Below are 24,257 nucleotides of genomic sequence, written 5' to 3' on the forward strand. Positions count from 1 at the left end.
AAGGGGGTTGCCCGAGCCGCCGCCGTGATCGACAGTCGTCGCATGATCGAGCACGGCACGACCGCCGGGTCGCCTGGTCGGCGTTCCCGGATCGACGATGTCTGGGGAGAGCGAACCCCCTTCGGGCGCGGCCAAGCCTGGCCCGACCGGGTCGACCAGTTGCTCGCCGACGGGGTCGCCGAGGGCGACGTCGACCGCTGGGTGCGTTCGGCGTGCGTCCTCTGCAGCAACGGCTGCGGGTGCGACATCGCCGTGAAGGACGGGCGGATGGTGGGCGTGCGCGGCCACGCCGACGACCCGATCAACCGCGGACGACTCGGGCCGAAGGGCCTCTACGCGAGCTGGCAGGGCGTCGCGAACCGCGACCGGCTCACCACGCCACTCGTGCGGCGCGACGGCGTGCTCGTGCCCGTGAGCTGGAACGAGGCCATGGGGCTGATCGTCGAGCGCAGCCGGGCGCTGCTCGACGAGGTGGGCCCGCTCAGCCACGGCTTCTACACGAGCGGCCAGCTGCTGCTCGAGGAGTACTACGCGCTCGCGATCATCGGCAAGGCGGGCATCGGCACGCCGCACATGGACGGCAACACGCGGCTGTGCACGGCCACCGCGGCGTTCGCGCTCAAGGAGTCGTTCGGCGCCGACGGCCAGCCGGGCTGCTACGAGGACATCGACGAGTGCGAGGCGCTGTTCCTGTACGGCCACAACGTGGCGGCCACCCAGACCGTCGCGTGGGCGCGGGTGCTCGACCGCCTCGACGGACCGGAGCCTCCCGTGCTCGTCGTCGTCGACCCCCGACGCACGCCCGTGGCGCAGCGCGCGACGGTGCACCTCGCGGTGAAGCCGGGAACGAACCTCGCGCTGATGCTGGCGCTGGTCCGCGAGGTCCTCGAGAGCGGGTGGGCGGATGACGCGTGGCTGGCCGAGCACACCGTCGGCCTCGAGGAGCTGCGCGGCCAGGTCGCGGAGTGGGCGCCCGAGCGAGCCGCCGACGTGTGCGGGGTCGAGGCCGCCGACATCCGCGAGGCCGCGAGGATCTTCGGCACCACCGATCGCGTGCTCTCGACGGTGCTCCAGGGGTTCTACCAGTCCGCGCAGGCGACGGCCTCGTCGTGCCAGGTGAACAACCTGCACCTGCTCCGGGGCATGATCGGTCGCCCGGGCGCCGGCATCCTCCAGATGAACGGCCAGCCCACCGCGCAGAACAACCGCGAGTGCGGCGCCGACGGCGACCTGCCGGGGTTCCGGAACTGGGAGAACCCGGCGCACGTCCAGCAGCTCGCCGACCTGTGGGGCGTCGATTCGACGGTCATCCCGCACTGGGCGCCGCCGACCCACGCCATGCAGCTCTTCCGCTGGGTCGAGGAGGGCTCGATCCGCTTCCTCTGGATCTCGGCGACCAATCCCGCCGTATCCCTGCCCGAACTCGGTCGCATCCGCGGCATCCTGTCGAAGCCCGAGGCGTTCGTCGTCGTGCAGGACCTCTACCTCACCGAGACCGCCGCGCTCGCCGACGTCGTGCTGCCCGCGGCGGCGTGGGGTGAGAAGACCGGAACGTTCACGAACACGACGCGCACGGTGCACCTCACCGAGCGGGCGGTCGACCCTCCGGGCGAGGCACGCCCCGACCTCGACATCTTCCTCGACTACGCCCGTCGCATGGACTTCCGCCGCACCGACGGGCGACCGCTCCTCGAGTGGACGCAGCCCGAGGACGCGTACCGCGCGTGGCAGGAGTGCTCGCGCGGACGCCCGTGCGACTACACGGGCATCTCGTACGACGACCTCCGGCGCGCGCACGGCGTCCAGTGGCCCCGCCGCGAGGGCGAGACGACGAGCACCGCGCGGCTGTACGCCGACGGGCGGTTCCCGACGCATCGCGACGAGTGCGAGAACTACGGGCACGACCTGCTGACCGGGGCGGATGTCGGACCCGACGCCTTCGCGGCCCTCGGCGCCGACGGTCGCGCCATCCTCAAGTCCGCACCGTACACCGGCCCGCACGAGTCGCCCGACCGCGAGTACCCGCTGGCGTTCACGACGGGTCGCGCCGTCCATCACTTCCATACCCGGACGAAGACCGGGCGTTCGCCCGAGCTCGACGCGGCGGCGCCATCCGTCTGGCTCGAGATGGCGGCGGCGGATGCCTCGGAGCGAGGCCTCGTCGACGGCGATATCGTCGAGGTGCGCTCCCGCCGCGGCCGCATCGTCGCACCGCTGCGCGTCACGCGGATCCGGCCGGGCACGGTGTTCGCGCCGTTCCACTACGGGTACTGGGACACGTCGCCGGGCGACGAGGAGCGGCATCCGACCGCCGCGAACGAGCTGACGATCACCGAGTGGGATGCCGTCTCGAAGCAGCCCGTGTACAAGACCGCCGCCGTGCAGGTGACCCTGGCGAAGGGGGAACGATGAAGCTGCCCGTGTACCTTTCTCTCCTCGATAGGTCCGAGCGCACGCTCGCCGAGGCGTACCGCCGGATCGCCGACGCCCACGGCGCGGAGCCCGACATCCACTTCCTGTGCCTGACGCATGCGTCGCAGTGCGACGCGCACCGGGCGAAGCTCGCGCCCGTCGTCGAGCGCTACGGCACGGCGGGTGCGGGCCACGAGCCCGAGCGGCTCCACCACGACGGCGTGGGCGACCCCCGGACCGGTCCCCTCGGGATGCTGCGCGACCTGCAGGACCTCTACCTCCTCGCCACGCTGGTGGACGTCACATGGGTCATGGTGAAGCAGGCCGCGCAGGCCCTTCGCGACTCCGAGCTGCTGGGCGTCGTCGAGGACTGCGACCACGAGACCGCGGTGCAGCTGGCGTGGCTCGTCACGCGCATGAAGCAGTCGGCACCGCAGGTGCTGGTGGCGGCCCGGTGAGATTCACGCCGATGGCTGGGCGTGGGTCGTCGTACCGACCGGATGGCGCATGGAGTACTGCTCGGCGATCGTGGTCAGGCAGAGGCCGGCGGTGCTGTTGGCCGCCATCATCAGCCGTTCGAGCAGGCCCTTGTCGAGGGGGGTGCGGTCGTCGTGGTCGTAGGTCGCCGCGATGTCGGTGGACGGATTGACGAGCATGTACTCGTGGCCGTCATCGGCCGGGCCCCAGTTGAGCAGCACCGGCTCCTTGCGCCGGAGCTTGGCGACGATCACCGCGAACGCGTGATGCAGGACGATGTCGTCGAGTTCGATCCGCGTGCCGGTGCCGATGATGAGTACGCCCACGATGCCGTCCCCTCCCGGGGCGAGTGGCGGGGCGCCGAGGCGGCGCTCCGGTGACGGGACCCGTACTCCCATGATCCTCCCTTCCGAGGCGAAGCGGCTGCGTTTCGGGGAAATACTCCGCTGGTTCGTCAAGTCCCCCTTCGGGGCGCAAGGGGCTTCCAGAGAGCGAGCGTCGGATGCGGCGGGGGAGTCGGCGTTATACGCGCGGCTCCGCAGCGGCACAAGTCCCTTGGGCGCCGCGCACCGCGCGCCCTAGCGTGACGATCGACGAGTCCGGTCGGCGGAGGAGGCGATCAGAGCATGCGACGCATCCGTTCGATCGACGACCTCGAGGACGAGCTGCGGACGCGCCGACTCTACGTGCGCTACTCCGAGGGTCCCGAGCATGATCGGCAGGAGACCTCGATCGACGTCGAGAGCGGACTCGAGCTCCCAGGGCTGTCGGCCAATCCGTTGAACCCGGAATCCTGGTGGACCCGACCGGCCGGCGACTGGATCGCGCGGCAGCTCTGCCAGTACGAGCACCTCGGGCGCCGGAACCCGGACCGCCGGGCATGGTTGGTCGCCGGCGACGTGACGGCGCGGGGTCCGGACTGCGAACCGTTGCTGGTCGACGTCGACTGGCTTGCCGTCCTCGACGAGACACTCCTGCAGGAGGCCCGGCGGCGCTACCACGAGCGCTTCGCGGCAGGCGAGGGTCCCGAGGGCAGCGAGGGTCACGCTGATGAGGAGAGCGCGAGCGCATGACGGAGCCCGGGACCATGCCGGACCTCCTCGCCGACTGGGTGCGCATCCCGTCGGTGGCCGGCGATCCGGAGCGCACCCGCGCGATGCGGTGGTCGGCGGAGTACCTCGCCGATCGGTGCCGTCGGCTCGGCTTCCCGCGCGTCGAGACGTGGCCCCAGGGCGACTCGTTCGCGGTGTTCGCGGAGTGGCAGGTCAGCGAGACGCTGCCCACCGTGCTCGTCTACAGCCATCACGACGTCCGCGCCGAACGGGAGGAGCAGTGGACGCAGACCTCGCCGTTCGAGCCCGTCATCAGGGACGGATGCCTCTACGGCCGCGGGGCGTCCGACGCGAAGGGCCAGGTGTGCGCGCACCTGATGGGCCTCGCGGCGCACCTCTCCGGTCGCGGCGAGCCGGCCGTGAACATCCGGTTCCTCGTGGAGGGCGAGGAGGAGCTCGGCTCCCCGCACCTCGCGGACCTGCTGGAGGACCGCACCCGCGACGTGCGGGCCGACCTGGTGGTCTTCAGCGACACGATGCTGCTCGAGGCCGATCGCCCGGCCGTGTGCGTCAGCGCTCGTGGCATGGTCGGTGCGACGCTCACCGTCTTCGGCCCCGACCGCGACGTGCACAGCGGCACGGTATCGGGCACGTCCCCCAACCCGATCCACGATCTCGCGCGGGTCATCGCCGCCGTGTACGACGAGCGCGGAGGGCTGGCCGTCGACGGCATCGCGGCCACGAGCGATCCCGCCGCCGATCCAGCGACTGCCGCCCGCTACGACGTGGCGATCGACGCCGACCGGTGGGTCGACGCCACCGGGACCGACCGCGACGCCGGCGACCCCGACGCGCCCATCCCCGAACGCCTCTGGGCACGTCCGGCCATCGAGGTCATCAGCGTGAGCGGTGGCGACACGGGCGACCTTCCCCGGGCCGTGATCCCCGCCCGGGCGACCGCCGAGTTCAGCATCAGGATCGCCGGACGCCAGCGTCCCGAGGAGGCGAGCGCTCGCTTCCGCGAGTGGATCGAACGCATGCTCCCCGGCATCCGCCACGAGCTCGAGTTCGACATGACCACCGCCCAACCGCCGTACCGCACCCCCGATCACCCGGCGCTCGACGCGCTGGCCGACGCCATGCGCGTGGGCTTCGACCACACCCACGTCGGCCGCATGGGCAACGGAGGCGGCGGCCCGGTCGAATTGCTCGCGCGCGCGACCGGCGCGCCGGTGGTCTTCTTCGGGACCGGGCTGCCGAGCGACCGCTGGCACGCCGCCGACGAGCACGTGCGTCTCGACGTGCTCGAGCGCGGAGCCGCGACGCTGGCGGAGTACTGGCGCCGGCTGCCGGAGGCGCTCGGACCGGCCTGAGACCCTCGCGACTCGGACGCCGGAGGGACGACGCGCGTCAAGGGGCGTTTCCCGTGTCGGCGCTCCGGAGTAGGCTCCCATCTGTTTCACAAGAACAGAGGAGTTGACGTTATGCGACGTATCGCCATTCCCGCCGCACTGGTGTTCGCCGGTGCGCTCACCTTGTCGGGGTGCGCGGCCGGAGGAGGCGGCGGCGACACCGCCGCGCCGGCCGAAGACACCTGCGCCACGGTCGCGAGCGAGATTCGCGACATCTCGAACGGCGTCCAGAACACGCTCGCCTCGGCGACGTCCACCGACGAGATCCAGACGTACATGGATGACGTGAAGTCGCGCATCGACGCGGCCGTCGAGGAGGCGGGCGACAACGAGGAGCTCGCCGCCGCCGTCGAGGAGTTCAAGGCCGAGATCGAGAGCGTCTCGGAGTACGCGGGTGAACTCACCGAGGGCCCGTCCGAGGACGACCCCGAGGAGACCGTCGTCGAGCAGGATCCCGAGGCCATGGCCGAGCAGCAGACGGCGGTGATGGAGGCCGCGACCGAGGTCAACTCGGTCTGCGCCGAGGGCGAGGAGTAATCCCTTCGGCGATTCCGTCGGTGACACCCGGACGGCCGGAGCGCGGAGCCATCCCGCTCCGGCCGTTCGCATGCCGGGGGAGGTGGCTGTCAACCGGCCTCGCCGTCGTGCATCCGCACCCTACGATTGCCTGAGGCTCACCGTTGGGGGACGAATTGCACACATGGCCCGGCTCGACCTATCCGCTCGGCGCGACGTTCGACGGCAACGGCACGAACTTCGCGCTCTTCAGCGAGGTCGCCGAACGCGTCGAGCTGTGCCTGTTCGACAACCGGCGCCGTGAGACGCGCGTCGAGCTGATCGACGTCGACGCGTACATCTGGCACGCCTACCTGCCGCAGGTGCAGCCCGGCCAGCGGTACGGATACCGCGTGCACGGCCCGAACGACCCTGCACGGGGACTGCGCTGCAACCCGAGGAAGCTCCTGCTCGACCCGTACGCCAAGGCGGTCGACGGCGAGCTGAAGTGGAACCAGTCCCTGTTCGGCTACCAGTTCGGCAAGCCCGAAAAGCGCAACGACGAGGACTCCGCGAAGAGCATGATGCTCGGCGTGGTCACGAACCCGTTCTTCGACTGGAGCGGCGACCGGCGCCTGCGCACCCCGTACGCGTCGACCTTCGTGTACGAGGCCCACGTGAAGGGGCTCACGCAGACGCTGCCCGGCGTGCCCGACGAGATCCGGGGCACGTACGCGGCCGTCGGGCATCCGGCCGTCATCGATCACCTCGTGAAGCTCGGCGTCACCGCGATCGAACTCATGCCGGTGCACCAGTTCGTCAACGACGGCACCCTGCAGGAGAAGGGCCTGTCGAACTACTGGGGCTACAACACCATCGCGTTCTTCGCACCGCACAACGCCTACGCCTCGATGGGGCAGCGCGGCGAGCAGGTGCAGGAGTTCAAGGCCATGGTCAAGTCGCTGCACGCGGCCGGCATCGAGGTGATCCTCGACGTGGTCTACAACCACACCGCCGAGGGCAACCACCTCGGGCCCACGCTCTCGATGCGCGGCATCGACAACGCCGCCTACTACCGGCTCGTCGACGACGACAAGCAGTACTACATGGACTACACCGGCACGGGCAACTCGCTGAACGTCGGCCACCCGCACTCGCTGCAGCTCATCATGGACTCCCTGCGCTACTGGGTGCTCGAGATGCACGTCGACGGGTTCCGGTTCGACCTCGCCTCGACCCTGGCGCGCGAGTTCTACGAGGTCGACAAGCTGTCGACCTTCTTCGAGCTCGTGCAGCAGGACCCGGTGGTCTCGCAGGTCAAGCTCATCGCCGAGCCGTGGGATGTCGGGCCCGGCGGCTACCAGGTCGGCAACTTCCCCCCGCAGTGGACGGAGTGGAACGGCAAGTACCGCGATACCGTCCGCGACTTCTGGCGTGGCCAGCCGGCCACGCTCGGCGAGTTCGCCTCGCGGTTCACCGGCTCGGCCGACCTCTACGAGCACTCCGGGCGCCGCCCGGTGGCATCCATCAACTTCGTCACCGCCCACGACGGATTCACGCTGCGCGACCTCGTCTCGTACAACGAGAAGCACAACGATGCCAACGGCGAGGGCAACCGCGACGGCGAATCGCACAACCGCTCGTACAACCTCGGCGTGGAAGGACCGACCGACGACCCGGCGATCCTCACGATCCGCGCGAGGCAGCAGCGCAACTTCATCACCACGCTGCTGCTGTCGCAGGGCGTGCCGATGCTCTCGCACGGTGACGAGCTCGGCCGGACGCAGCAGGGCAACAACAACGTCTACGCGCAGGACAACGAGCTGAGCTGGATCGACTGGGAGCACGCCGACCAGCCCCTGATCGAGTTCACGGCCGCCGTCGCGAAGCTGCGCGCCGAGCATCCGACGTTCCGCCGCAGCCGCTTCTTCGACGGCCGCCCGGTGCGTCGCGGCGAGGGCGACCGCGTGCCCGACATCGTGTGGCTGCGTCCCGACGGGTCGACCATGGAGCCCGAGGACTGGGACGCGGGGTTCGGCAAGGCGATCGGCGTGTTCCTGAACGGCGAGGGCATCCGCGAGCGCGACCGGCGCGGCGAGCGCATCGTCGACCGGCACTTCATCGTGCTGTTCAACGCGCACGACGAGGCCGTGGAGTTCAGCCTGCCCATGCACGAGTTCTCGCCCGAGTGGGAGGTGCTCATCGACACCGCCGGCAAGCGCGCCGATAGCGACCCCCTGCAGCCGGGCGGACGGATCGAGCTCGAGCAGCGCTCGATGGTCGTGCTCTGCGCGCACGACCCGACCCCCGAGGAGGTCGACCACTCGGTGGCGGCCTCGCTGTCGGCCATGGTGGCCGCCGCGAAGGAGGAGGCGCCCCCGCCGAAGGTCGAGGCCGGCCAGTGAGCCGGGCGCCGCGCCGCGAGCCGCGCTCGACGTACCGGCTGCAGGTGCGGCCCTCGTTCGACCTGCACGACTCGGCCGCGGTCGTCGACTACCTCGACGCGCTCGGTGCCGACTGGGTGTACCTGTCGCCGATCCTGCCCGCCCGGGCCGGATCCGACCACGGCTACGACGTGGTCGCGCACGACCGGGTCGACGAGGCACGCGGCGGCGAGGCGGGCCTCGAGGCCGTGTCGGATGCCGCGCACTCGCGCGGTCGCGGCATCCTGGTCGACATCGTGCCGAACCACGTCGGCGTGGCCGACGCCGCGCAGAACGCCTGGTGGTGGAGCCTGCTGCAGCTCGGCTCCGAGTCGCCGCACGCCGCCGCCTTCGACGTGGACCCAGCGCTCGCCGGGGGCCGGGTGCGGATCCCGGTGCTCGGCGGCACGATCGAGGAGGCCGCCGGCGCGGGCGACCTGCGGGTCGAGCACGACGAGCTGCGCTACTTCGAGCACCGGTTCCCGCTCGCCCCGGGCACGGCCGACGACGGCGCCGATGTCGTCGCCGTGCACGATCGCCAGCACTACGAGCTCGTCCACTGGACCCGCGCCGACGCCGAGCTGAACTACCGCCGCTTCTTCGCGGTCAACGAGCTCGCGGGCGTCCGCGTCGAGCGGCCCGAGGTGTTCGACGCGACCCACGCCGAGATCGTGCGCTGGGTACGCGACGGCCTCGCCGACGGGCTCCGCGTCGACCACCCCGACGGGCTCGCCGCGCCCGGCGACTATCTCGACCGGCTGGCGGATGCCACGGGCGACGCGTACGTGCTCGTCGAGAAGATCCTCGAGGGCGAGGAGGCGCTCCCGCCGCACTGGCGCACCGACGGCACGACCGGATACGACGCGCTCGCCGACGTCGACCGCGTGCTCGTCGACCCGGCGGGCGAGGCCGCGCTCGACGCGCTCGACGCGAGGCTGCGCGCCGAGACGGGTATCGCCGGGCCGACCGACTGGCACGAGCTCATCCACGGCACCAAGCGCGGGATCGCCGACGGCATCCTGCGCAGCGAGGTGCTGCGGCTCGAGCGGATGCTGCCCGAACCGCGACCCCGCGACGCGGCCGACGCGATCGCCGAGTTGCTCGCGTGCTTCCCCGTGTACCGCTCCTACCTGCCCGCCGGCCGCGACCACCTCGACGAGGCCGCCCGGCTCGCGCGCGAGCACCGGCCCGACCTCGCTTCCGCCGTCGACGCGCTGGTGCCCGTGCTCGCCGACCCGGAGCATCCGGTCGCGATCCGCTTCCAGCAGACGAGCGGCATGGTCATGGCCAAGGGCGTCGAGGACACCGCGTTCTACCGCTACACCCGGCTGGGCTCCCTCACCGAGGTCGGCGGCGATCCCTCGGAGTTCGCGATCGGGGTCGATGCGTTCCACGCCCGCCAGCTGCGACGGCAGGCGGCCTGGCCGCACTCCATGACGACCCTCTCGACGCACGACACCAAGCGCGGCGAAGACGTCCGCGCCCGCATCGACGCGCTCGCCGAGGTCCCCGAGCGCTGGTCGATCGAGCTCGAGGGCCTCCGCGCGACCGCGGGCTCCACGGGCGACGGACCGTTCGACGCGCTGCTCTGGCAGGCGATCGTCGGCGCGTGGCCCCTCGAGCGCGAGCGGGCGCACGCGTACGCCGACAAGGCCGCGCGCGAGGCATCGGTCTCGACGCACTGGACCGCACCCGACGAGGCGTTCGAACGTCGCATGCACGAGGTGATCGATCGCGCGTACGACGTGGCCGCCGTGCGGGAGCGCCTCGACGCGTTCGTCGCGTGGCTCGCGCCGGCGGGCTGGTCCAACTCCCTGTCGGCGAAGCTGCTGCAGCTGACCATGCCCGGCGTGCCCGACGTGTACCAGGGCAGCGAACTGTGGGAGACGAGCCTCGTCGACCCCGACAACCGACGCCCGGTCGACTTCGACCTGCGGCGGCGGATGCTCGGCGAGGTCGACGCCGCGTTCGAGCGCGGCGAGCTGCCGCCCGTCGACGCGACCGCGGCGGCCAAGCTGCTCGTCACCTCGCGCGCGCTCCGCCTGCGTCGCGATCGCCCCGAGCTGTTCACGCGGTACACCCCGCTCGAGGTCGCGGGCGGCGCCGACCGGCACGCGCTCGCCTTCGACCGCGGCGGCGCCGTCACGGTCGCGACCCGCCTGCCGGTCGGCCTCGCGGCCATCACGGGCGCCGAGCCCGAGGCGTCCGGGCGCCCCGAGGCCTGGGGCGACACCGTCGTGCTCGTGCGCCGCACTCCGCTCGTCGACGCGCTCACCGGGCGTCGGTACGACGGCGGCGCCATCCGCCTCGCCGACCTGCTCGCGACCTACCCCGTGGCCCTGCTCGCCCCCGCCCGACCCGAGGAGACCCGATGACCGTCGAGGTATGGGCGCCGATCCCCGAACGCGTCGCGTTGCGGCGGCCGGGGCATCCGGATGTCGCGATGGAGCGGGTCGACGGCGGCCGGTGGCGTGCCGACGTCGAGCTCGCGCCCGGCGACGAGTACGGGTTCGTGCTCGACGACGACGAGCGCGCCCTGCCCGACCCGCGGTCGCTGCGCCAGCCGCGCGGCGTGCACGAGGCGAGCGCGGCGTTCGACCTCGCCGCGCACGGCTGGGCCGACTCGACGTGGACCGGCCGCCAGCTCGCGGGCGGCGTGGTCTACGAGCTGCACGTCGGCACGTTCACGCCCGACGGCACCCTCGATTCCGCGATCGAGCGCCTGGACCACCTCGTCGGCCTCGGCGTCGACTTCGTCGAGCTGCTGCCCGTCAACGCCGTCAACGGCACGCACAACTGGGGATACGACGGCGTGCTCTGGTACGCCGTGCACGAGGCGTACGGCGGCCCGGCCGCCTACCAGCGGTTCGTCGATGCGTGCCACGCGCGCGGCCTCGCGGTCATCCAGGACGTCGTCTACAACCACCTCGGGCCGAGCGGCAACTACCTGCCGCGGTTCGGACCGTACCTGCGCACCGCCGAGCGCAACACGTGGGGCGATTCGGTGAACCTCGACGAGCCCGAGGTGCGCCGCTTCATCGTCGACAACGCGATGACGTGGCTGCGCGACTTCCACGTCGACGGCCTGCGGCTCGACGCAGTGCACGCCCTGCGCGACCGCTCGGAACGGCACATCCTGCGCGAGCTCGCCGAGCACGCCGACGCGCTCTCGGCCCACCTCGGCCGGCCGCTCACGCTCATCGCCGAGTCCGACCTGAACGACCCGACGCTCATCATGCCGCGCGAGGCCGGCGGCTACGGTCTCACCGCGCAGTGGAGCGACGACCACCACCACGCGATGCACGTCGCGCTCACGGGCGAGACCGAGGGCTACTACGCCGACTTCGCGTCGCTCGACGCGCTCGTGAAGACGACGACGGGCGGGTTCTTCCACGACGGCACCTTCTCCTCGTTCCGCGGCCGCGACCACGGGTTCCCCGTCGACCCGGCGGTGCCGACGTGGCGGCTCGTCACCTTCACGCAGGACCACGACCAGGTCGGCAATCGCGCCGCGGGCGACCGCATCTCGCCGGCGCTGGGCGAGCGGCGCCTCGCCGTCGCCGCGGTGCTGAACCTCACGACCCCGTTCACGCCGATGCTGTTCATGGGCGAGGAGTGGGGCGCATCGACGCCGTGGCAGTTCTTCACGTCGCATCCCGAGCCCGAGCTCGGCCGCGCGACCGCCGAGGGTCGCATCGAGGAGTTCGCGCGCATGGGCTGGGACCGCTCGGTGGTGCCCGATCCGCAGGACCCCGAGACCTTCCGCCGGTCGAAGCTCGACTGGGCCGAGGCGACCGAGGCCGATGGCGCGCACGCGCGCCTGCTCGACCTGCACCGCCGGCTGCTCGCCCTGCGTCGCGCGCGGCCCGAGCTCACCGATCCGGCGTTCGCGCACACGGCGGCGTGGGCCGACGACGCGGCCAAGCGGTTCCGGATGGAGCGGGGCGATCCCGCGGCGCCCGAGCGGGTCGTCGTGCTCGCCAACCTCGGCCTCGTGCCGTGGGAGGTCGAACCCGACGGCGACGCCGAGGTGCTGCTGACCACGGGACCGGCGCTCGCCGACGTCGTCCCGTCGGGCGGGATGCTCGTGCTCCCCGGCGAGTCGGCGGCCGTGCTCCTCGTCCGACGGTCCGCGTAGTCTGGCGCCGTGACGATCCCGACGCACCGCGCCGACCTCGTGCGACAGGCCGAAGAGCGCTTCGACGCGCTCGACGACGACGCCATCTTCAGCGACGGGCGGCCGTGGCTCGGCGGCGCCACGCTCGCCGAGCCCGTGCACGAGTGCCTCGGCGGCCACTACGCCTGGGCGCTCGGCGCCCTGCCGGAGCTCCCCGCGCGCGACTGACCGGGCGGCGTCGCATCGCCTGGTCGGGTACCGTCGCGGACGGTCAGGCGTGGCCGGGCAGGTTCAGCTCGTCGGGGTCGACGTCGACATCGCCCGCATCATCGGGGCCGCCCGTGCCGGGTACGGCGCGGACCTCGGACGCGTCGACGTCGGCCGCGACGCGGTCGGGGATCGGGTCGGCCTGCTTGGCCGCCGTCTCGGCCTCGCTGCTCGGGCTGGTGCGGTCGTCGTCGGGGTTGGTGTTCGCGCCGGGGACGTCGTCGCCCGATCCCGACGTGTCGATCCGACCGGGTGCCGGCGGTCCCTGTTCGCCCTCGCCGGCCGCGAACCGCGAGAGCATGTCGTCGTTGTCGCTCATGGCGTGAGGCTACGTCGCCGCATCGGACTGCGCACAGGGGTTGACGGCGTGTCAGCCCGCCTTCTTGGTCGTCTTCCGCCGCGTCGCCGGCTTGGCCGCGCCATCCGACGAGGCCTTCGACGCCGGCTTGGAGGCCGACTTGGCGACCGGCTTCGAGGTCGCCGGCTTCGAGGAGGCGGACTTCGAGGACGAGGACTTCGCCGAGGAAGCCGCGGGCTTCTCCTCGTCGCCGCCGCGCTTGGCCGCGATCGACTGGCGCAGCGCCTCCATGAGGTCGATGACCTCGCCCCCCTCCTCCTTCTCGGGCTGCTCGCCGAACGTCGCGGCCGTGTCGATCGCGTCGCCCTGCTCGAGCTTCGCCGCGATGAGGGTGCGCAGCTCCTTCTGATACTCGTCGGCGAACTGGTCGGGGTCGAAGTCGCTGGAGAGGCTCTCGATGAGCTGCTTGGAGAGCTCGAGCTCCTTGTCGCTGATGCGCGCCTTCTCGTCGAGCGAGGGGAACTTCGCCTCGCGCACCTCGTCGTTCCACAGCAGGGTCTGCACCATGAGCACGTCGCCGTACACGCGCAACGCGGCGAGACGCGTCTTCTGCCGCAGCGCCATCCGCACGATCGCCGTGCGCTCGGTCGACTCGAGCGCCTCGCGCAGCAGCACGTACGCCTTGTTCGACGCCGAGTCGGGCTCGAGGTAGTAGCTCTTGTCGAAGCGGATGGGGTCGACCTGCTCGGTCGGCACGAACTCCACGACCTCGATCTCGCGGCTGCGCTCGGCGGGCAGCGACTTCAGGTCCTCGTCGGTGATGATGACGGTGCGCTCGCCGTCGTCGTACGCCTTGTCGATGTGCTGGTAGGGCACGACCTCGCCGTCGATCTCGCACACGCGCTGGTACCTGATGCGCCCGCCATCCTTGTCGTGCACCTGGTGCAGGGACACGTCGTGATCCTCGGTCGCGCTGTACAACTTGACGGGCACATTGACCAGGCCGAATGTGACCGCCCCCTTCCAGACGGCTCGCATCTCCCCAGTACACACCCCGGATGCCGCGAACGGTACCCCTTGCGGTGGAGGGGGCCTACCAGCCCGACGGCCCGTCGGAGCCGGCGGGATACTCCTCGAGCGGCACGCCGCCCTCCCGCCACGCGGCGAGCACCGGCTCGACGATGCGCCAGCACTCCTCGGCCACGTCGCCGCGGACCGACAGCGTCGGGTCGTCGTTGAGGATTCCCTTCAGCACCTCGCCGTACGGCAGCAGCGCGCCGGGAACCTGCTGCGCCACGAGCGTGGTCTGCTCGAGCACGAAGGGGTCGCCGCCGCCGTTCATCGTCAGGCCGACGAGCACCTCGCCGGAACGCAGGTCGAGCTCGATCCAGTCGGAGTGGGGTCGGCCCTCGAGTCCCTCGATCGGCGCCGCGGCCCGGAACACGGCCCGCGCGATCTTCCTGCTCCGGCCGAGCGCCTTGCCCGACCGCAGCACGAACGGGACGCCGCGCCATCGGTCGGTGTCGACCTGCACGACGATCTCGGCGAGCGTCTCCGTCTCGCGGGCCGGATCGACGCCGGGCTCGTCGGCGTACGCCGGCAGCGCGCGGCCCTCGACCTCGCCCGCACCGTACCGGGCGCGCCGGCTCGCCCCCACCGCATCGCCGCCCCAGACGTCGGTGTCGCGCAGCACCCGCGCGATCGCGTCGCGCAGGACGACCTCGTCGACGCGATCGATCGGCTCCATCGCCACGAGTGCGAGCACCGCGAGGAGGTGGCTCTGCACCATGTCGACGAGCGCGCCCGCGCCGTCGTAGTAGCCCGCCCTCCCCTCGAGGCCGAGGGTCTCGTCGTAGACGATCTCGACCCGTTCGATCGCCCCGCGGTGCCACGCCGGCTCGATCAGCCGATTCGCGAACCTCGTGCCGAGGATGTTCAGCACCGTGGCTCGGCCGAGGAAGTGGTCGATGCGGTACACCTGCCGTTCGGGCACGATGCGGGTCAGCAGCTCGTTGAGCCGGCGGGCGCTCGCCTGGTCGGAGCCGAACGGCTTCTCGAGGGCGAGCCGCATGCCCGCCGGCGTCTCCAGGCCCTCGAGGGCGAGGCACACGCGAGCGGTGACGGATGGCGGCAGGGCGAAGTAGACGACGGGCACCGCGCCGCACGCGGCGAGCAGGCCGCCGAGCGCGCCGGGATCGGTCGCATCGGCCCGCACGTAGCGCGAGCCGTCGACGATGCGCCAGCGACGCGGTTCGGGTACCGGTTCGAGCGCCGTCGCGATGAGCTCGCGCCATCCGCTCTCGGACACGTCCTCGAGCCCCGACCCGATCACCTCCAGCTCGACGTCGTGCGCCGCGAGCAGGGTGCCGAGCCCGGGCAGGAGGAGGCGTCGGGTCAGGTCGCCGTCCGCGCCGAGGATGAGCAGTGTCGCCGAAGCCGTCACGGGGTCTCCCTCCATCCGCCGCCCGGCGCACCCGTGCGCCTGCTCCCACGGTATGCCCGGCGACGCCCGCCCGGCCCGACCCGTCCACGGGGTTGACAGCGGCTCACCCGGGTGGTCAGTGTCGGACGATATGGAGGGCCCGACGCCGATCGAGGACTATGCGCTGGTGGCGGATGGCGCGTCCGGCGCGCTGATCTCGCGCGACGGCAGCATCGACTGGATGTGCCTGCCGCGCTTCGACTCGCCGTCGATGTTCGGCGCGCTCCTCGGCGGCCCCGAGGCCGGGCACTGGAGCCTGCGACCCACCTCGGCCGACGCCGTCGCCGTGCGCGAGTACGTGCCGGGCACGTTCGTGCTCCGCACGACCTGGCGGGTGGGCGACGCACAGGCCGAGGTCATCGACTTCATGCCGTTCCGCGACGGCCGCAGCAACCTCGCGCGCGTCGTCCGCGGCATCACGGGCACGGTCGAGTTCCGCGACGTGATCCGCCTGCGGTTCGACTACGGGGCGCTGCGGCCCTGGGTCCGTCAGGTCCGCGAGGCCGACGGGCCGGCCCTGCTCGCGATCGCGGGGCCCGACGCGGTCATCGTCCGGGGGGTCCCGCATCGCGCCGAGGACGGCGCGCACGTCGCCGAGTTCTCGGTCGGCCCCGGCGAGGTGGCGCACGTGGGCCTCACGCGGTACGACTCGCACCACCAGCCGCCGACGCCGATCGACCTGCCGGGCATCCTCGACTGGACCATCGAGTGGTGGCAGGACTGGGCCGCGCGGAGCGAGCCCCCGTCGCCCTACGACCGCGAGGTCCAGCGCTCGCTGCTCATCCTCCGGGGGCTCACGCACGACGAGACGGGCGGCGTGGTCGCCGCAGCCACCACGAGCCTGCCCGAGGAGCTCGGGGGCGTTCGCAACTGGGACTACCGGTACGTGTGGCTGCGCGACGCCGCGCTGACGATCGAGGTGCTCCTCACGCACGGGTACCGCGAGGAGGCGGAGAAGTGGCGCCAGTGGCTGCTCCGGGCGATCGCCGGCGACCCCGCCGGCATCCAGATCATGTACGACGTCGAGGGCGCACGCCGGCTGCCCGAGATCGAGCTCGGCCACCTCCCCGGCTACGCGGGCTCCGCACCGGTGCGCATCGGCAACGCGGCGTACACGCAGGTGCAGTGGGACGTGTACGGCGAGGTCATGGTGGCGCTGCACGCCGCGCGGACGGCCGGCCTCCAGGAGGACGAGTTCTCGTGGCCGTTGCAGACCGCGCTGCTCGAGTTCCTCGCCGCGAACTGGCGTCGAGCCGATCGCGGGATCTGGGAGATCCGCGGGCCCGACCGGCACTTCACGCACTCGAAGGCGATGGTGTGGGCCGCGTTCGACCGCGGCATCCTCGGCGTCGAGGAGTCGGGCCTGCCGGGTCCGGTCGACGAGTGGCGACGCATCCGTGACGAGGTGCGCGACGACATCCTGCAGAACGGCTTCGATCAGAAGCGCAACACGTTCACGCAGTTCTACGGGGGGCGGGGCACGGATGCCTCACTGCTGCAGCTTCCGCAGATCGGGTTCATCGAGGCCGATGATCCGCGCATGCTCGGCACCGTCGACGCGATCGAGCGCGAGCTGCTCCGTGACGGGCTGCTGCTGCGCTATCGCACCGAGACGGATGTCGACGGCCTCCCCGGCGACGAGAACCCGTTCCTCGCCTGCTCGTTCTGGCTCGTCGAGCAGTACGCCGCGTCGGGCCGGCTGGCCGACGCGCAGGCGCTCATGGTGCGGCTGAACTCGTTCGTCAACGACGTCGGCATGCTGAGCGAGGAGATCGACCCGGTCGGCGGCCGTCACGTGGGCAACACGCCGCAGGCGCTGTCGCACCTCACGCTGGTGCGCGCGGCCGACGCGATCGCCAAGGTGACCCACGGCCAGGCGGAGGAGCTGCCGGAGGTCCGCGGCGAATGAACGGCGCGCCCGACGGCGGACCCGGCAGGATGGGGTGATGGCGCAGGGCCCGTACCAGCAGGTCGACGTCGACGGCCGTCGGCTGCGCCTGACGAGCCTCGACAAGGTCATGTACCCGTCGACCGGCATGACCAAGGGCGAGATGATCGCGTACTACGCCGAGATCGCGCCGACGATGCTGCCGCACGTGGCGGGCCGGCCGATCACGCGCAAGCGCTGGGTGAACGGCGTCGGCACCCCGGAGCATCCGGAGCAGGCGTTCTTCGAGAAGAACCTCGAGGAGCACGCGCCGGAGTGGATCCGCCGCGGCGTGCAGCACCACACCGACGGCGACAAGTCGTACCCGATCGCCGACAGCCGGGCCACGCTCGTGTGGCTGGCCCAGATGGGCGCGATCGAGCTGCACGTCCCGCAGTGGCGGTTCGACCCGTCGGGGGCGCCCGCGAATCCCGACCGCATGGTGTTCGACCTCGACCCGGGCGAGGGCATGGGCTTGGTCGAGTGCGCCGAGGTCGCGCGGCTCGTGCGCGGCATCCTGCAGCACATGGGCCTCGAGGCCGTGCCCGTGACCAGCGGCAGCAAGGGCATCCACCTCTACGCGGCGCTGGATGGCGCGCAGACCTCCGACCAGGTGTCGGCCGTCGCCCACGAGCTCGCGAGGGCCCTCGAGGCCGACCATCCCGACCTCATCGTGTCAAGCATGAAGAAGAGCCTCCGCGGCGGGCGGGTGCTGATCGACTGGAGTCAGAACAACGGCAAGAAGACCACCATCGCGCCGTACTCCCTGCGCGGCAGGTTCCGGCCCACCGTCGCGGTGCCGCGCACGTGGGAGGAGCTCGACGACCCCGAGCTGCGGCACCTCGAGGCCGACGAGGTCCTGGCGCGCGTCGCCGAGCGCGGCGATCCGATGCTCGCGGTCACCGCGGCATCCGACGACGGCCCCTTGAGCACCTACCTCTCGATGCGCACGCACGGTGCCACGCCCGAGCCGATGCCCGAGTCGGCGTGGGGCGTCGCGAACGACGGCGAGCCGCGGTTCGTGATCCAGGAGCACCATGCGCGCCGGCTGCACTACGACCTGCGGCTCGAACGCGAGGGCGTGCTCAAGAGCTGGGCGGTGCCGAAGGGCGTGCCCGAGACATCCGGCCGCAACAACCTCGCGGTGCAGACCGAGGACCACCCCATGGAGTACCTGGTCTTCGAGGGCACGATCCCCGAGGGCCAGTACGGCGCGGGCGGCATGACCGTGTGGGACACCGGCACGTACGAGACCGAGAAGTGGCGCGACGACGAGGTGATCTTCACGCTCACCGGCCGGGTCGGCGGGCCGCTCGGGCGCGTGCGGCTCGCGCTGATCCGGACCCAGGGAGAGGGGGAGAAGAGTCAGTGGCTGCTGCACCGCATGAAGGAGCAGCACGCGGGCGTGGGGCCCGGGGCGCCGGCTCGCTCGGCGCGCGCCCGCTCGGCCCCCGCTCGCTCGGAGCCGGCCGCGACCGCAGATGTCGCCGACCAGGTCGGCTACTCGCCGATGCTCGCCGTGCCCGGCACGCGAGGCCTCGTGAGCGGCGACGAGTGGGCGCTGGAGTGGAAGTGGGACGGCATCCGCGTGCTCGCCCGGGTCGACGACGGCCGCGTGCGGCTCGCGAGCCGGAAGGGCATCGACCAGACCGCGACCTACCCCGACCTCGCTGGGCTCTCGCGCGTGCTCCGCGGCGACGCCGTGGTCGACGGCGAGATCGTCGCGCTCGACGCGGAGGGCCGGCCCGACTTCGGGCTGCTGCAGCGGAGGATGAACCTGTCGAAGCCGCGGGAGATCGCCGAGGCGGCCGCCGCCGTGCCGGTCGCACTGCACCTCTTCGACGTGCTCGAGATCGCCGGAACCCCGACGATCGACGAGCCGTACGAGCAGCGGCGGGCACGGCTCGAGCGGCTGTTCCGCGCGCGCGACGGGGTGCCCGTCGACGTTCCGCCGCTCGTGGAGGGCGAACCGGCCGCCGCCCTCGCAGAGGCGCAGCGCCTCGGGCTCGAGGGGCTCGTGGCGAAGCGGCGGCGGTCGACCTACCGTCCGGGCGTGCGCGCCGACGACTGGGTCAAGCTGAAGCTCTCGCGCACGCAGGAGGTCGTGGTCGGGGGATACCGGAAGGGGGTCGGCGCGCGGGAGGGTCGCATCCGCTCCCTGCTCGTCGGGATCCCCGGCGACGACGGCCTGCGCTACGCCGGCAGGGTAGGCTCCGGCCTGCGCGAGCGCGACTCCGAGCGGCTGCTCGCGCGGCTCGACGAGCTCCGGCAGGCCGAGCCGCCGTTCGACGACGTCCCGGCGACCGACGTGGTCGACGCGGTGTGGGTCCGGCCCGAGCTGGTCGGCGAGATCGAGTTCGGCGAGTGGACGCGCACGGGGGTGGCGCGCCATCCGCGATGGCGCGGCCTGCGCCCCGACAAGCGGCCCGAGGACGTCGCGTTCGAGAGCTGAAATCGTTCACATATCCGATTTCGGCCGAATATCTCGCCGAACCGCTCGAATCGATGGAATTGGTGGATGATTCGGTGCGACGCCCCCCGTTGGGGGGTAGTGTGCCGCACGTGGGCACCCTCTACTACGGCGACTCCGGAACCCCCGTCGACATCGACGACCGGGCACTCGCGCACCTGAAGATCGCGATCACGACCAAGCTCCGTCGCGGCGAGAGCTTCATGCTGTCGTGGCGACACCCCGGCGACCAGCCGCGCGGTCGCAGCTCGCTGTGGCTGCACCCTGCGATCCCGCTCCGCTTCGTCTTCCAGGCGGTCGAGGCTCCCGAGCTCAGCCGCGACTGGATCGAGGAGCTCATGCGCTCGGCCAACTCGGGCGGGGGCATCGTGATCGACCTCAACGCCCTCGAGGAGGCCGAGCGGACCGGACCGAAGCCGGTCGAGGCGGCGTAGCGCCGCCGATCCGATCGGCCGCCGGCCGCATCACCGACGCCGGAACTGCGTCGCGGCCGGGCAGTCGAACGGATCGCGGGCCGCGAGGCCGACCCGATTGAGGTAGCGCACCACGATCGCGTAGGAGTCCACGAGCGTCGTCTCGGTGTACGGGATGCCGAGCGATCGGCAGTGCTCGCGCACGATCTCGCGCGCTCGGCCGAGGTGCGGTCGGGGCATGCTCGGGAACAGGTGGTGCTCGACCTGGTGGTTCAGGCCCCCCATGAGCGCGCCGGTCCAGCGGCCCGTGATGTTCCGGCTCGTGAGCACCTGCTTGCTGAGGAAGTCGAGCTTCGCGTCGGCCGGCACGAGGGGCATGCCCTTGTGGTTCGGCGCGAAGGAGGCGCCCATGTAGACGCCGAACACCGCGAGCTGCACGCCGAGGAACGCGAACGCCATGCCGAGGGGCAGCACCCAGAACACCACGCCCACGTAGAGGCCGATGCGCAGGGCGATGGTCGCGAGCTCGAGCGCGCGGCCCGGCACCTCGCGTCGCTCGAACAGCGACCGGATCGACGTGACGTGCAGGTTGACGCCCTCGAGCAGCAGGAGCGGGAAGAACAGCCACCCCTGGCGTCGGGTGATCCAGGCGAGCAGGCCGCGCTGCCGAGCCGCCGACTCCTCGGTGAACGAGATCGTGTCGAACTCGATGTCGGGGTCCTTGCCGACGCGGTTCGGGTTCGCGTGGTGGCGCGTGTGCTTCGTCATCCACCACTGGTAGCTGATGCCGACGACCGCGGTCGCGACCAGCCGGCCGAGGCGGTCGTTGGCGCGCCCCGACGCGAGGACGGCTCGGTGCGACGCCTCGTGCGCGACGAACGCGAACTGGGTGAGGATGATGCCGAGCGCACCCGCGATGAGCAGCTGGTACCAGGAGTCGCCGAGCAGGACGAACCCGGTGACGGCGCCGCCGAGCGCGAGCGCGAGCCCGCCCACGAGCAGCCCGTAGAACCAGGGCGTGCGCCGCAGCAGGCCGCTCTCCTTGATGACCTGCGAGAGTGCCGAGTAGCTGTGCGTGACGCCGGGTCGGTCGCCGCGCGGAGAGGTGGTGCGCACCGCGCCGGGTCGCGCAGGTACGGCTGAGGAGATGGTCGAGATGATCCGGCCCGTCGTCGTCGACTTCCCAGCCGGTGGTTCACGGGCGAACGCCCGTTGCAGATGCGGCAAGCCTACGTGCGGTGCCTGCGTGCGCGGTGTGCGTTCCGCGTGGTGACCCTCGACCTCACTCGCCGGCGTCGTCGACGAGCAGCTGCAGCAGCGCGGTCTCGCGGAGGCCGCGGAGGTTCACGAGCCGGCCGTGCTCGTACGCCTCGATCACGCGCGGGTCGACGTAGCTCGCCTTCGCGATGGCAGGGGTGTTGCCGAGCACGGTGCTGGCGTACTCGATGGCCTCCCGGACGGATGACGCGCGCGCCCGCTTCGTGCCCTCCGTGCCGAGCTGCGCCAGCCGATCCGCGGCGGCGATCGTGCCGCGGAGCGTCCGGAAGTCCTTCGCGGTGAAGTCGCCGCCGGTGCGCAGGCGGATGTCCTCGTTGACGTCGACGGGTCCGAGCGGCCGCATCCGGCGGCCGAGCTCGTGCGCGTAGAGCCGCGACGAGGGCGAGCGGCCCTCCATGCCGCGGACGAACGCCGCGAGCGCGGCATCCTGCAGCACGAGGTCCTGCGCGATGCCGCCCTTGGCCCGGAACTTCAGCCGCACCGCGTCGGCGCCCTCGAGCCGGGCGTTGCGCACGAGCAGCGTGGTCAGCCCCCGGCTGCGGGCGGTCGCGAGGGACTCCTCCGAGCCGATGCGGATGGCACCCAGGTCGAGGGTGCGGAACGCCGCCGCGAGCACGCGCTCGCGCAGCAGCCCCTCGAGGTCGAGGTCGCGACGCACACTCCGCCGCGCACCCGGCAGCGCCTCGGCGAGCGCCGTCATGCGCAGGAACTTCTCCATGTCCTGCTTCTCGCGCCACACGGGGTGGTAGAGGTACTGGCGGCGACCGGCGGCATCGACGCCGACCGCGAGGATGTGCGCGTTCGGCGCGTCGGCGATCCAGACGTCCTGCCACGCGGGCGGGATCGCGAGGTCGGCGATCCGGTTCCGGTCGGCGCGGTCGACGGGCGAACCGTCGGCGTGCCGGTACGTGAAGCCGCGTCCGCTGCGGCGGCGGGTGATGCCGGGCGACGCGTATGGTTCGACGCGTCGCAGCCGCGGCATCCGCCCGCCCCTCAGTGGTTGCGCAGGGCGCTGATGAGCTCGCCCTTGCGCTTGCTGCTGTAGCCGCTGAGGCCCAGTTCCTTGGCGCGCTTCTTCAGTTCGGGCACGGTCCAGTCCTCGTAGTCGCCCGACTTGCCGCCCTTGCGGCCGACCGAGCTGCGCCCGCGCGCGGCGGCCGCGTTCGAGATCCTGGCGGCCTTCTCCTTCGAGTCGCCCTGGTCGCGGAGCTTCTCGTAGAGCTCCGGGTCCTTGAGGGACGACTGCCCTCGTCGATTCGCCGGCATGACCTGCTCCTTCCTTCCGATGGTCCCCCCGCTCGGCCGCCGTCAGAGCGGCTTGCCGCCCGTGACGGGCAGGATCGCGCCCGAGGTGTACGAGGCGTCCTCGGAGGCGAGGTAGACGTACGCGCCCGCGAGCTCGGCCGGCTGCCCGGCACGGCCGAGCGGGGTGTCCTGGCCGAACTTCGGCAGCTTGTCGGGCCAGCCGGTCGCCGGGATGAGCGGCGTCCAGATGGGGCCCGGTGCGACCGAGTTGACGCGGATGCCCCGAGGCCCGAGCTCCTCGGCGAGCGCCCTGGTGAACGCCACGAGCGCCGCCTTCGTCATGGCGTAGTCGACGAGTCGCGATGACGGGTCGAAGCCCTGGATCGAGGAGGTCGTGATGATCGACGACCCGGGCTCGAGCCGCGGGACCGCCGCTCGGGTGAGGAACACGGTCGCATAGAGGTTGGTGCGCATCACGGCGTCGAAGTCCTCGGTCGGCACCTCGTCGATGCCGCCGCGGTCGCGCTGGTGTGCGGCGTTGAGCACGAGCAGGTCGAGGCCGCCGAGGGCGTCGCACGTGCGGTCGACGAGGTCGGTGCAGTACTGCTCGTCGAGCAGGTCGCCGGGGAGCAGCTCGGCGCGTCGTCCGGCATCCTCCACCCAGCGCGCGGTCTCCTCGGCGTCGGCCTGCTCGGCCGGCAGGTAGGAGATCGCGACGTCGGCACCCTCGCGCGCGAACGCGATGGCGACGGCTCGGCCGATGCCGGAATCGCCCCCGGTGATCAGCGCACGGCGCCCCGCGAGGCGGCCGTGGCCGCGGTAGCTGTGCTCGCCGTGGTCGGGTTGCGGCGACATGGCGGGCGTGAGGCCGGGCGGCGGCTGCTCCTGCCGCGGGAACGGCTCGGCGGTGTGCTTGGTCGTCGGATCGGTCAGGTGGTCGGTCACGGATCCTCCTCGCGTCGGTTCGTCCGGATGGTCCAGCGCTGCCACGCTACGCGCGTCGCGCGGGAGCGGCGACGGGTTGACAGCGCGGTCCGGCGAGTTCGTCCGCGGTGGCGGACGGCGTAACCCGCCACCCGCCGGCGCGCACTCGGCGCTATGGTCTGTGCATGGGCACGTTGTTCTACGGCGACGCGGGCACGCCGATCGGCATCGAGGATCGAGCCCTGGCGCACCTGAAGGTCGCGATCATCACCAAGCTCCGCCGCGGCGAGTCGTTCACGGTCTCGTGGAAGCATCCCGACGAGCAGCCGACGGGTCGGAGCACGCTGTGGCTCCACCCCAACATCCCGCTCCGCTTCGTGTTCGACGAGCCCGAGCCCCCCGAGCTGAGCCGGGCGTGGATCGAGGAGCTCATGCGGTCGGCCAACTCCACGGGTGGCATCCAGCTCGTTCCCGAGGTCCTGGACGCTCCGGCGGTCGACCCGCTCACGCTCGAGCCCGGCACGGAGCAGGCCCCGGCGTAGCGCCGAGGCCTGCTCGCGATTCG

General features: G+C 72.0%; 21 protein-coding genes. 13 read left to right on the plus strand and 8 right to left on the minus strand.

Features of this window, described 5'->3' with window-relative positions; genetic code table 11:
• Positions 1–42 precede the first annotated feature (42 nt).
• Complete coding sequence (locus ACZ4TW_RS07030) at positions 43–2,412, plus strand: molybdopterin oxidoreductase family protein (RefSeq protein WP_465541511.1); 2,370 nt, start codon at positions 43–45, stop codon at positions 2,410–2,412.
• Positions 2,409–2,870, plus strand: coding sequence for a hypothetical protein (locus ACZ4TW_RS07035; protein ID WP_465541512.1), 462 nt, complete (start codon positions 2,409–2,411; stop codon positions 2,868–2,870). The genes ACZ4TW_RS07030 and ACZ4TW_RS07035 overlap by 4 nt, the downstream gene beginning before the upstream one ends.
• 3 nt (positions 2,871–2,873) lie before the next feature.
• Here ACZ4TW_RS07035 and ACZ4TW_RS07040 read toward each other — a convergent pair whose 3' ends face one another.
• The gene (locus ACZ4TW_RS07040) at positions 2,874–3,215 is read right to left on the minus strand and encodes a DUF7882 family protein (protein WP_465541513.1); all 342 of its coding nucleotides are present in this window, start codon (positions 3,213–3,215) and stop codon (positions 2,874–2,876) included.
• A 300-nt stretch (positions 3,216–3,515) separates the two neighbouring features.
• On the opposite strand from ACZ4TW_RS07040, the gene ACZ4TW_RS07045 reads away from it, so the two are divergent.
• The 7 genes from ACZ4TW_RS07045 to ACZ4TW_RS07075 all read left to right on the plus strand — a co-directional run bounded on the left by ACZ4TW_RS07045 (position 3,516) and on the right by ACZ4TW_RS07075 (position 12,616).
• On the plus strand, positions 3,516–3,962 hold the full coding sequence (locus ACZ4TW_RS07045) for a DUF6098 family protein (RefSeq protein WP_465541514.1): 447 nt from the start codon (positions 3,516–3,518) through the stop codon (positions 3,960–3,962).
• Positions 3,959–5,314: a M20/M25/M40 family metallo-hydrolase gene (locus ACZ4TW_RS07050; RefSeq protein WP_465541516.1), complete on the plus strand. Its 1,356-nt coding sequence runs from the start codon at positions 3,959–3,961 to the stop codon at positions 5,312–5,314. The genes ACZ4TW_RS07045 and ACZ4TW_RS07050 overlap by 4 nt, the downstream gene beginning before the upstream one ends.
• A 111-nt stretch (positions 5,315–5,425) precedes the next feature.
• Positions 5,426–5,890, plus strand: a complete 465-nt coding sequence (locus tag ACZ4TW_RS07055) for a hypothetical protein (RefSeq protein ID WP_465541517.1) — start codon at positions 5,426–5,428, stop codon at positions 5,888–5,890.
• A gap of 155 nt (positions 5,891–6,045) precedes the next feature.
• Positions 6,046–8,253, plus strand: coding sequence for a glycogen debranching protein GlgX (gene glgX / locus ACZ4TW_RS07060; RefSeq protein ID WP_465541860.1), 2,208 nt, complete (start codon positions 6,046–6,048; stop codon positions 8,251–8,253).
• Positions 8,250–10,646 carry a malto-oligosyltrehalose synthase gene (treY, locus tag ACZ4TW_RS07065; RefSeq protein ID WP_465541519.1) on the plus strand — a complete coding sequence of 799 codons (2,397 nt, stop codon included), beginning with the start codon at positions 8,250–8,252 and terminating at the stop codon, positions 10,644–10,646. Before glgX ends, treY begins: the two co-directional genes overlap by 4 nt.
• Complete coding sequence (treZ, locus tag ACZ4TW_RS07070) at positions 10,643–12,409, plus strand: malto-oligosyltrehalose trehalohydrolase (RefSeq protein ID WP_465541521.1); 1,767 nt, start codon at positions 10,643–10,645, stop codon at positions 12,407–12,409. The genes treY and treZ overlap by 4 nt, the downstream gene beginning before the upstream one ends.
• Positions 12,410–12,418: 9 nt before the next feature.
• Positions 12,419–12,616 (plus strand): hypothetical protein, encoded by a 198-nt coding sequence (locus ACZ4TW_RS07075; protein ID WP_465541523.1) that lies wholly within the window; start codon positions 12,419–12,421, stop codon positions 12,614–12,616.
• Between the two features lie 43 nt (positions 12,617–12,659).
• Here the strand turns inward: ACZ4TW_RS07075 and ACZ4TW_RS07080 are convergent, their stop codons facing one another.
• The 3 genes from ACZ4TW_RS07080 to ACZ4TW_RS07090 are packed head-to-tail and all read right to left on the minus strand — an operon-like array spanning position 12,660 to position 15,396.
• A complete protein-coding gene (locus tag ACZ4TW_RS07080; RefSeq protein WP_465541525.1) occupies positions 12,660–12,974 on the minus strand; it encodes a hypothetical protein in 315 nt (104 codons plus the stop codon).
• Positions 12,975–13,025: 51 nt separating this feature from the next.
• Complete coding sequence (ku, locus tag ACZ4TW_RS07085) at positions 13,026–13,991, minus strand: non-homologous end joining protein Ku (protein WP_465541527.1); 966 nt, start codon at positions 13,989–13,991, stop codon at positions 13,026–13,028.
• A 55-nt stretch (positions 13,992–14,046) separates the two neighbouring features.
• Positions 14,047–15,396: a glucose-6-phosphate dehydrogenase gene (locus ACZ4TW_RS07090; RefSeq protein ID WP_465541529.1), complete on the minus strand. Its 1,350-nt coding sequence runs from the start codon at positions 15,394–15,396 to the stop codon at positions 14,047–14,049.
• A 118-nt stretch (positions 15,397–15,514) separates the two neighbouring features.
• On the opposite strand from ACZ4TW_RS07090, the gene ACZ4TW_RS07095 reads away from it, so the two are divergent.
• The 3 genes from ACZ4TW_RS07095 to ACZ4TW_RS07105 all read left to right on the plus strand — a co-directional run bounded on the left by ACZ4TW_RS07095 (position 15,515) and on the right by ACZ4TW_RS07105 (position 20,266).
• A complete protein-coding gene (locus ACZ4TW_RS07095) occupies positions 15,515–17,344 on the plus strand; it encodes a glycoside hydrolase family 15 protein (RefSeq protein WP_465541530.1) in 1,830 nt (609 codons plus the stop codon).
• Between the two features lie 37 nt (positions 17,345–17,381).
• A complete protein-coding gene (locus ACZ4TW_RS07100) occupies positions 17,382–19,814 on the plus strand; it encodes an ATP-dependent DNA ligase (RefSeq protein WP_465541532.1) in 2,433 nt (810 codons plus the stop codon).
• Between the two features lie 110 nt (positions 19,815–19,924).
• Positions 19,925–20,266 (plus strand): DUF7882 family protein, encoded by a 342-nt coding sequence (locus ACZ4TW_RS07105; RefSeq protein ID WP_465541534.1) that lies wholly within the window; start codon positions 19,925–19,927, stop codon positions 20,264–20,266.
• A 30-nt stretch (positions 20,267–20,296) separates the two neighbouring features.
• On the opposite strand, the gene ACZ4TW_RS07110 is transcribed toward ACZ4TW_RS07105, so the two are convergent.
• The 4 genes from ACZ4TW_RS07110 to ACZ4TW_RS07125 form a co-directional block, all read right to left on the minus strand.
• On the minus strand, positions 20,297–21,361 hold the full coding sequence (locus ACZ4TW_RS07110; RefSeq protein ID WP_465541536.1) for a fatty acid desaturase family protein: 1,065 nt from the start codon (positions 21,359–21,361) through the stop codon (positions 20,297–20,299).
• Between the two features lie 166 nt (positions 21,362–21,527).
• The gene (locus tag ACZ4TW_RS07115) at positions 21,528–22,505 is read right to left on the minus strand and encodes a DNA topoisomerase IB (RefSeq protein WP_465541537.1); all 978 of its coding nucleotides are present in this window, start codon (positions 22,503–22,505) and stop codon (positions 21,528–21,530) included.
• A gap of 11 nt (positions 22,506–22,516) precedes the next feature.
• Positions 22,517–22,789 (minus strand): DUF7218 family protein, encoded by a 273-nt coding sequence (locus tag ACZ4TW_RS07120; protein WP_465541538.1) that lies wholly within the window; start codon positions 22,787–22,789, stop codon positions 22,517–22,519.
• 42 nt (positions 22,790–22,831) lie between these two features.
• Positions 22,832–23,713, minus strand: a complete 882-nt coding sequence (locus ACZ4TW_RS07125) for an SDR family oxidoreductase (protein ID WP_465541539.1) — start codon at positions 23,711–23,713, stop codon at positions 22,832–22,834.
• Between the two features lie 164 nt (positions 23,714–23,877).
• On the opposite strand from ACZ4TW_RS07125, the gene ACZ4TW_RS07130 reads away from it, so the two are divergent.
• A complete protein-coding gene (locus ACZ4TW_RS07130; RefSeq protein WP_465541541.1) occupies positions 23,878–24,234 on the plus strand; it encodes a DUF7882 family protein in 357 nt (118 codons plus the stop codon).
• Positions 24,235–24,257: the final 23 nt, after the last annotated feature.

It is taken from the genome of Agromyces sp. NPDC029043 (assembly GCF_055564615.1).